At 47.1% G+C, this 9,623-nt stretch carries 7 protein-coding genes and 2 pseudogenes; all 9 read right to left on the minus strand.

Going from position 1 to position 9,623, the window contains the following annotated elements:
- A pseudogene (gene rplB, locus Q0668_RS26000) lies at positions 1 to 124 on the minus strand (50S ribosomal protein L2); the annotation flags it as partial.
- A gap of 82 nt (positions 125 to 206) precedes the next feature.
- A complete protein-coding gene (gene rplW, locus Q0668_RS22910; protein ID WP_298868863.1) occupies positions 207 to 515 on the minus strand; it encodes a 50S ribosomal protein L23 in 309 nt (102 codons plus the stop codon).
- A 53-nt stretch (positions 516 to 568) separates the two neighbouring features.
- Positions 569 to 1,198, minus strand: coding sequence for a 50S ribosomal protein L4 (gene rplD, locus Q0668_RS22915; RefSeq protein WP_298868865.1), 630 nt, complete (start codon positions 1,196 to 1,198; stop codon positions 569 to 571).
- Positions 1,199 to 1,254: 56 nt separating this feature from the next.
- Positions 1,255 to 1,944 carry a 50S ribosomal protein L3 gene (gene rplC, locus Q0668_RS22920; RefSeq protein ID WP_298868866.1) on the minus strand — a complete coding sequence of 230 codons (690 nt, stop codon included), beginning with the start codon at positions 1,942 to 1,944 and terminating at the stop codon, positions 1,255 to 1,257.
- Positions 1,945 to 2,101: 157 nt separating this feature from the next.
- Complete coding sequence (rpsJ, locus tag Q0668_RS22925; RefSeq protein ID WP_002649712.1) at positions 2,102 to 2,434, minus strand: 30S ribosomal protein S10; 333 nt, start codon at positions 2,432 to 2,434, stop codon at positions 2,102 to 2,104.
- Between the two features lie 272 nt (positions 2,435 to 2,706).
- A complete protein-coding gene (gene fusA / locus Q0668_RS22930; RefSeq protein WP_298868867.1) occupies positions 2,707 to 4,818 on the minus strand; it encodes an elongation factor G in 2,112 nt (703 codons plus the stop codon).
- A 238-nt stretch (positions 4,819 to 5,056) separates the two neighbouring features.
- A complete protein-coding gene (gene rpsG, locus Q0668_RS22935) occupies positions 5,057 to 5,536 on the minus strand; it encodes a 30S ribosomal protein S7 (protein ID WP_298868868.1) in 480 nt (159 codons plus the stop codon).
- A gap of 90 nt (positions 5,537 to 5,626) precedes the next feature.
- Positions 5,627 to 5,998, minus strand: a complete 372-nt coding sequence (rpsL, locus tag Q0668_RS22940; RefSeq protein ID WP_298868869.1) for a 30S ribosomal protein S12 — start codon at positions 5,996 to 5,998, stop codon at positions 5,627 to 5,629.
- Positions 5,999 to 6,207: 209 nt separating this feature from the next.
- Positions 6,208 to 9,615, minus strand: a pseudogene (locus Q0668_RS22945) (DNA-directed RNA polymerase subunit beta'); the annotation flags it as partial.
- Positions 9,616 to 9,623 lie beyond the last annotated feature (8 nt).

Raw genomic sequence — 9,623 nt, forward strand, 5'->3', positions numbered from 1 at the left:
TTTTCTTGAATCGTGACAACAGAGATTTTTCAGGAGCTTTTTTACGGTCAGTAATCGCCGCAAAATCACTCACCGATGCACCACGACGACCAGGTGTGACTGGCTTGTAGAATCGGATTCCCATTAAAAATACTCCCTCGATATACTGTCGGCTTCAAAACCGCTTCTTAAATAACCTTCACTCAAACGCTTTGTTAAACTTCATTTTAGAAGAATGAAATACGATCATCTTCATGAAGCTCGACAATCGCTTTTTTCCACGATTTTGTATAACCAATTTTGTGCTTATGACGACGCGGCTTTCCGAGTCGGTTCTGAGTTCGAACAGAAACCACTCGCACATTCCACAAATCCGCTACGGCATTCTTGATATCTGTTTTTGTAGCAGACTTATCCACGACAAACGTGTATGCATTAAACGACTCAGACAGGTGAGTCCCTTTTTCTGTAACCAATGGCCGGATGACGACCTGATACGGCTTCAGCTGAACGCCTTTTTTTGAACCATCCGACATAACAACTAACCTCAATACTCAGACTGGATTATTAAACCAAAATTCTCTTAAAACTAAGCTTCAGAACGACCAAGCAACCGATCTAGGGCAGACTTGGTTAACACCATTTGCCGCTGACGCAGAACATCGTAAGCGTTCAAATCAGCAGCCGGTGATACTTGTACTTTTTCTATATTGCGAGCAGACTTCCAAACCACTGGATCATGACCGTCGATCGTCAACAAACAACTAATGTTAGACAGACCCAAAGCTGCCAACATACCTGTGACCTCTTTGGTCTTTGGCACTTCCAGCGCCAATTCGTCTACCAGAGTAACCTGCTCATCTTCAAATTTGCTTAAAATTGCCATTCGCGTGGCCAATTTGACTGCCTTTTTCGGCAACCGATAACTCCAGTCTTTCGGAGTCTTGGCAAAAGTATGACCACCACCTCGACGCACAGGACCGCGAGCACTACCAGCACGAGCACGCCCCGTTCCCTTTTGTCGATACAGCTTTGCAGTACTACCTCTGACCATGCCACGACTCTTGGTTTTGGAAGAGCCAATCCGCTTGTTTGCCTCATACATCACGACAACATCGTGCAATAACTGACGATTCACACCACTGGCTAACTCGGTGGAGTCAAATTCATATTTGCCCACTTCTTTTCCAGCTTTATCTTGAATTGCAACAGAAATCATTTTTGACACCATTTATATAAGGCAGAACGATCTTACTACTTCAAATACTCTAAATACTAATACTTATTGGTACGCCGAATCACCAGATCACCACCATTGGGTCCTGGCACAGCGCCTCGCACGAGTAGAAGACCATTCTCCTCATCAATGCGAACCACCTTCAAATGCCTGACTGTAATCTGCTTTCCGCCATAGCGACCGCCCATGCGAGTCCCCTTCATGACGCGAGCAGGATCCGCACTCTGACCAATCGAACCACCATGACGGTGCACACGCTTTACACCATGAGTGGCACGCTGACCAGAAAAATTATGTCTTTTCATTACACCTGCAAAACCGCGACCTTTACTCGTGCCAATCACATCGATGAATGGAACTTCCGCAAAGTGAGAAACCGTTAACTCATTCCCGACTTCACAACCATGAGCTTCACCATCAGTCCGAAACTCTTTGATAAATCGCTTGGGCTCACAGCCCGCCTTTTCAACAACGGCAATTCCGGATTCTGCACGCTTTTTTTGTCGCTTGCTATCCAAGGCAGCTACATGACCGCGCTCACTACGAGCAGACAGTCGACGAGGCTTATCCCCAAAACCAAGCTGAACCGCCTCGTACCCATCAGTGTCTACCGTACGAACCTGCAACACAGGACAAGGACCAGCCTGAATTACAGTGACGGGAACCATTACCCCATCATCATAAACTTGCGTCATTCCGACCTTTTTACCTAGTAGACCGACAGGCATACTCATCACCCTTAAACTATGGGAACAAAGCCTCTTCGAAACCCGCCCATACAGAGCAGCAAGAAGCATAGCACCACCAGCTAATGCTGGATCCCTAACCAATCAAGCAAACCTGGTTATCCAGATCCGCGAGCATCATAACGAAAACCTTTAAAGACTAGTTTCCGCCAGCGGACGCCTTAATTTTAATATCAACCCCAGCCGGTAAAGACAATTTATTCAAAGCATCAATCGTCTTACCCGTCGGAGATAAAATATCAACCAAACGCTTATGAGTCCGAATTTCAAATTGCTCACGCGACTTCTTATCAATATGCGGCCCCTTCAGAACCGTATATCGCTCAATTCGCGTTGGCAACGGAATAGGGCCATGCACAATCGCACCGGTTCGCTTCGCCGTATCAACAATATCTGCTGCTGATTGATCCAAAACGGAGTGATCATAAGCTTCCATGCGAATTCTAATTCGCTCTTGACTCGCAACGGCCACCAATTATTTCCTTCACTAAAATTAGACTCAGACCCCGCTTAGACACCTAATCCGAGCGGGGAAGCGAGCAATACTAATGAGACCATTGCTGGTTGTCAACAACCCGAAGAAAGCTTAAAACGCTTTTTTCGAAATTACGACATTCTCATATTGAAAGCCTGCCAAACACTGCCTATATGAACACAAGACACTTTTGGCCCCGATTCACAGAGCAGACAACGTAACCATTCAGCGACGGGATACCAAGCGCCGAACCGTACGTTTTTCAAAAATCAACCAATCATCTCTTTTAATACACCAGGAGGAGCCGGCGCGTATTTTAATGGCTGCATCGAAAAGGAAGCCCGGCCCTGAGAAAGACTGCGAATTTGCGTAGAATAGCCAAACAACTGCGATAAAGGTGACTCCACTTCCATCACACATAAATCGCTTCGCCACTCTGTATTATGGACAGCCGCATGCCGGGAACTGAGATCCGCCTGAATATTTCCTCGAAACTCATCGGGAGTTACCACTTCCATTTTCATGATCGGCTCCAACAACTGCATCTTCGCATCCATAATACAAGCATGTAACGCTTCAGAAACAGCAGCCTCCACAGCAACTTCATTCGTTTCACCATCTCGAGACGCCACACTCAACACAACAAATTGCACATTCATCAAAGGAAAACCGACTTGTCCGCCCCCTTCGGCCCCCATTTTTAATGTTTCCATCATGACACTTTGCAATGCAGGATCTAATGCCTCTGGTGCATCCGGCTTCAACTGACTCACAATGGAAAGCGGAGTCTCTCCCTTAAAAGGCTCTAACCGTAACTTCACTTTGAAATACAGATCGCCATTCGCAGAGGGACGGCTGAACTCCACCTCTTTTTCTATCGCCGCCAATACGGTCTCACGATAACTGACCCGCGGCTTATGCACGCGCACGCTCAGATTAAATTCGGTTTGCATTCGATTTCGCAGAACCTCCAGATGCAACTCACCCATTCCCGAAACAATGGTTTGCCCTGTTTCCTCATTCGGAACCGCCTTAAAAGTGGGATCCTGCCTGGACAACTTTTGAAGAGTTTCTTCCAGCTTTTTCCGGTCGGCACTCGACTCGGGTTCAACGGCCATCGAAATCACTGTCTCAGGGAAGGAAATACTTTCCAGCAAAATCGGATGTTTAATATCACACAGTGTGTCACCAGTGGCTGCCTCCTTCGGACCAATCACACCAGCAATATCGCCAGCGTCAATACAGTCGGTCTCCACCTTCTCCCGGGAATCAGCGTGCACACGCCATAGCTGACTGATCAACTCTTTCTTGCCGGTTCGGGCATTCAGTAAACGACTCCCACTTTTTAACTGCCCGGAATAAACGCGGATAAAACACAAATCGCCGTGCTTATCTGTCTGAATCTTGAAAACCAGACCACATACCGGTTCGTCGATCACAGGCGATCTTGAGATCACTGCATCCGAAACCGGCCCCCTCTTCTTTACGGGCTGAGGATTGGTTCCTTCCACGGGCGGGCGATCCAGTGGACTGGGCAAATAGGTTCCCACGGCGTCCAGTACAGGTTGTACGCCGATGTAATTCAATGAAGAACCACAGAAGGTCGGTTGTAAATCTCCACGCAACGTAGCTTCTCTCAGCAGGCGATGAATATCTTCTTCGGCAATATCTTCTGTCTCATAGTATTGCTCAAGAACTTGATCATCCAGTTCAGCAACGGTCTCCAGCAGCTTACCGCGCCATTCTTGCGCCAGCTCCAGATAGGCATCGGGAATTTCCCTGACCTCAAAATTGGCACCTTTTGTATCCAAGTCATAATACAAGGCTTTCATTGTGATCAAATCAATCACGCCCTGAAAAGGATCACCGGTAGATGCGGAACCTTCACCAATGGGTACCTGCATCGCAACAGGCTTGGCTACCAAACGACGCTCAATTTCCTGAAATGTCCTCAGAAAACTGGCTCCGATCCGATCCATTTTATTAATAAAGCAGATGCGAGGTACATGATATTTATCTGCCTGACGCCAGACCGTTTCGCTCTGGGCTTCAACACCTTCCATTGCACTGAAAACAACAACGGCACCATCCAGCACACGCAGGCTGCGCTCGACCTCTGCCGTAAAGTCAACATGGCCTGGCGTATCGATGATGTTGATGGCATAATCTTTCCACTCACAAGAAATCGCAGCGGAATAAATCGTGATGCCGCGCCGGGCCTCTTCTTCATCAAAATCCGTAATGGTCGTGCCTTCATCAACATTCCCCATACGATGTGAGGCACCGGTATAAAACAAAATCCGTTCGGAAGTTGTCGTTTTACCTGCGTCAATGTGAGCAATAATCCCTATATTTCTGATTTTCTCTATGGAAGCTGACATCTTACCTTTCAATCCCATCTGTAAAAATCATCGCTTAACTGAATTCACACAAAAACATTTTACCGCTGGAAGCAAAGGCGATCAGCGACTTTAAGTAATCCACTTATCCACTTCTTCTGTATCGTTTACAAATCTACCTGAAACCACAATATCAAATATTTGTCCTATCAAAAAAAAAGACGCACGAAGTAATGACTCGAAAGTCTTACCAGTGCGTCCAGATAATTCTGAAGTTGTCTTAGCGAGAGAAGGCGAAATGTGCAAACGCCTTGTTCGCTTCTGCCATGCGGTGAATATTCTCACGAGTCGTCATGGCAACGCCTTCCTTTTTATGAGCAGACAAAATCTCATCTGCCAACCGAACATCCATCGGTCGCCCTTTTTTCCCGCGAATCGCAGCCAGAATCCAGCGAATTGCTAAAGTCTGCTGACGCTTGGAATTAACGGGAGTCGGAACCTGATAGGTGGCCCCACCCACTCGTTTAGACCGTACTTCAATTCCCGGCTTCACATTCTCGACAGCCTGTGTGAAAACTTCGATGGGCTCTACATCAGGTACTCGATCCTTGATGCGATCCAAGGCAGAATAAAAAACGTTTTGAGCAACACTTTTCTTGCCATCGTGCATCAGGCAGTTCACAAACTTGGATGCCAACAGTGAATTAAACCGTGGATCTGGCTTTAGCTGTGATACACTGGCGGTAAACTTCTTGCCCATTCCAACTTTTCCTCTAACTTTAATTTCAATGCCCGAACAGGGCACCGACTGATGTAATCAAATACCTGAAGATTGATCTAAAATAAATGCCTATTTAGGACGCTTGGTTCCATAACGACTACGTGCCTGACGGCGATCACTCACACCCAGCGTGTCGAGCACACCACGGATCACTTTGTAACGCACACCAGGCAAGTCACGAACACGACCGCCGCGTACCAGAACAATCGAGTGCTCCTGCAGATTATGGCCTTCACCTGGAATATAAGCAGTCAACTCTTTCCCGTTAGAAAGACGAACACGTGCCACTTTACGTAACGCCGAGTTAGGCTTCTTGGGGGTTACCGTTTTCACATTTAAACAGACCCCACGCTTCTGAGGACAACCCTCAAGCAGAGGAGTTTTACTCTTGGAAATCGGTTTTTTTCTCGGTTTACGAATTAACTGATTAATCGTCGGCATCAAAACAACCCATCTTCGTTCAACGCATGAACTACAATAAATACTCTATAAACATGGTCAAAAATACATATGGCCACTTATTTACGTTAAAATTACGCTCTCTTCAGAGACCGGAACGGGACAATGTATCCAGCCCACATAGATCCGTCAAGTCTCACACCAAATCCATTTAAGGACTCTCACCAGAGAATCAGACAATCCCACCCCACCTACTCATCAATGGGATTCGGGCTGGGTGGCGTATTCTCAATTGAAGAATCCAGCTCTCCCTGGCCAAATTCCCCTACCTCTTTTATGGTCTCTTGAATAGTTTCTTGAACGGTCTCTTGAACGGTCTCTTGAACGGTCTCTTGAACGGTCTCTTGGATGGTCTCTTGGATGGTTTCTTGCACGATATCCTGAACAATATCCTGGCCGCCTCCCAAGGGAACCGGTTTATCGGGCTGAATTTCATTCAATAAACTCATTCGTGCCGCCAGAATTCGCTCTTTCTCAGCCTTTAACTCTTCCAAAGCTTCTGGTCGAATTCGAACTTCTGAATTCTGATGTTGATAGAACCCGGTTCCCGCTGGTACCAGGTGACCTAGAATCACGTTTTCCTTCAGACCGACAAGATAGTCAACACGACCGGCGAGTGCCGCTTCGGTAAGTACCTTCGTTGTTTCCTGGAAACTCGCAGCAGAGATAAAGCTTTCACTTTGCACTGATGCTTTTGTAATCCCCAGAAGCTGCGAACTGGCCGATGCTGGCTTAGGCTTGGTAAAGCTGGCAGGTGCTTGTCCCGCCAATTCTACCTGTGCATTCACTTCTTCAATTGTCGCCAGAGGAACGAGGTCGTCCGGCTGGAAGTCGGTATCACCCGCATCGACTACCTTAACGCAGGCGATGGTCTCTTCATTGATTTTCTGGAACGTCAATTTATCAAGAACAATTCCCGGCAATAAGTTTGTATCACCCACATTTTCAACCATCACTTTGCTTAACATGCGGGAGATAATAATTTCAAGGTGCTTATCATCGATTGTCACACGTTGAGCACGATATACGTTCTGGATTTCATGCAGTAAATATTGCTGAACCGCTTCCGTTCCACTGACTCGTAAAATATCGTGCGGCACGAGAGGTCCACGAACCAGAGCGTCGCCGGCTTTCACCAGGTCACCTGCGTGAACCAGCAGATGCTTACCATGGGGAATCACGTGTTCCACTTCGGTGCCATCTTCTCCGCGAACGATCACGATTCGTTTTCCACGTTTCTTTTCAGGAACAAACTCGACTTCACCATCGATTTCCGCTAACACGGAAGGATCTTTGGGGCGCCTTGCTTCGAACAACTCTGTCACACGAGGCAAACCACCTGTAATATCCTGCGTACCCGAAGATTCACGAGGGTTCTTAGCAACTACAGTACCCGCTGTAATCTGCGTGCCTTCGTCCACTTCGATACTTGCTTTTTCAGGAAGATAATAGAAGTCCAGAATTTTGCCTGTACCATCTTCGATAATAATCTGCGGGTGTAATTCGCCTTTATGTTCAATAATCGAACGACGAATGTGACCACTGGGGTCTTTGTCAGTACGAATGGTTTTGCCTTCGACACATTCTTCATACCGAACACGCCCACCCACTTCTGCCAGAATGGAGATGGAGTGAGGGTCCCACTGACAGATCACCTGACCCTCTTTCAGTTCATCCCCTTCATTGACCATTAAAGTCGCACCGTTGGGAATCGTATAGCGTTCCAACTCGCGGCCTTTTGTGTCGTTGATCACGACCTCACCATTTCGGGTCAGGATCACACTCTGACCTTCGCTGTTTACAACCGACCGAATGCGGGCAAACGTTGCTTTACCAGCACGACGTGTGCGAATTTCATTTTCTTCTACTTCACGAGACGCTGTTCCACCAATATGGAAAGTACGCATCGTTAACTGGGTGCCCGGTTCACCCACACTTTGTGCGGCGATGATACCGACGGCTAATCCTTCTTCTACAAGCGAACCAGTAGAAAGGTCCATCCCGTAACAGAGCCGGCAAAGACCCAACGATGATTCACAGGTCATCGGGCTGCGTACCTGAATTTTTTCCAGACCCATCGCCTCAATACGACGTGCAATTTCTACGGTGATCAGATCGTTTTCGCGTACGATCACTTCATCGGTAATCGGATCCACAATATTGGTTCGACTGACACGACCACGGATCGCATCGGTCAAGCTCATTTCGACCTTTTCACCTCGATAAAGAACACCACGAGTCATTCCCTGCGCGGTACCGCAGTCATGTTCTGTGACAACCACGTTCTGACAGATATCTGCCAGCTTACGTGTCAGGTATCCAGAGTCTGCCGTTTTCAATGCAGTATCGGCCAAACCTTTACGAGCACCGTGAGTGGAACTGAAATATTCCAGTACTGTTAATCCTTCACGGAAATTCGCCTTAATGGGAGTTTCAATAATTTCTCCACTTGGCTTGGCCATCAACCCACGCATACCACCCAACTGACGCATCTGTTCGATACCACCACGGGCACCGGAATTCGACATCAGATAAATCGGGTTCACATAACGGCCTTCATCTCGATAATCATTTTCCAGTTCATGCATCATGGAAGTCGTAATTTCTTCACGGGCATGGGTCCAGGTATCGAGCACCTGATTATAGCGTTCTTCAGCGGTAATCAGACCACGCTCATAAAGCTTGGTTTTTTGCAGAACCGTTTTTTCGGAATCTCCAATTACCTTTGCTTTGTTCGGAGCCGTTTTCAAATCGCTGGTACCGAAGGAAAGTCCACTCAATGTCGATTCCCGGAATCCGGTTTCTTTCATTTTATCGAGCAGGTTAATGGTTTCACGCCGCCCCAGTTCCAGATAGCAGTCAGAAATCACATTCGAAAGGTCACGGCCTTTCATTGTGATGTTATAGAAGGCCATTTTCTTAGGCAGAATATCGTCGAAAATCACGCGCCCCACGGTGGTTTCAATTAAACCTCCCGTTTTGTACTCTTCAGCCCCATCCCCTTTGATCCGACGATCAGAAGGCATACGAACTTTGATAATGGCATGACGATCCAGCTTATGTTGCTGAAATGCTGCATGCACTTCATTCACGCCGGAAAAGACCATCCCTTCACCCTTACGATCAGGTTTTTTGAGGGTCAGATAGTAACAACCCATCACGATATCCTGCGAAGGACGAATAATCGGTGCACCATCGGAAGGACTGAAAATATTATTCGTGGCAAGCATCAATGTCGTTGCTTCCACCTGAGCTTCAATCGAAAGCGGCAAGTGTACCGCCATCTGGTCACCATCAAAGTCGGCATTGAATCCGGTACAAACCAGCGGGTGAATACGAATCGCATTCCCTTCAACAAGAATTGGCTCAAATGCCTGAATCCCCATGCGGTGCAATGTAGGGGCACGATTCAAAAGCACGGGGTGATTTTGAATGACTTCATCCAGAATATCCCACACATCTTCATCTTTGCGTTCCAACATCCGCTTGGCAGATTTGATCGTATCAGCGTGACCGCTATCCTTCAGCCGACGAATAATAAAGGGCTGAAACAGTTCCAATGCGATTTTCTTAGGAAGACCACATTGATGCAGTTTCAATTACGGAA

Source organism: uncultured Gimesia sp. (assembly GCF_937910335.1).
Taxonomy (GTDB): Bacteria; Planctomycetota; Planctomycetia; order Planctomycetales; family Planctomycetaceae; genus Gimesia.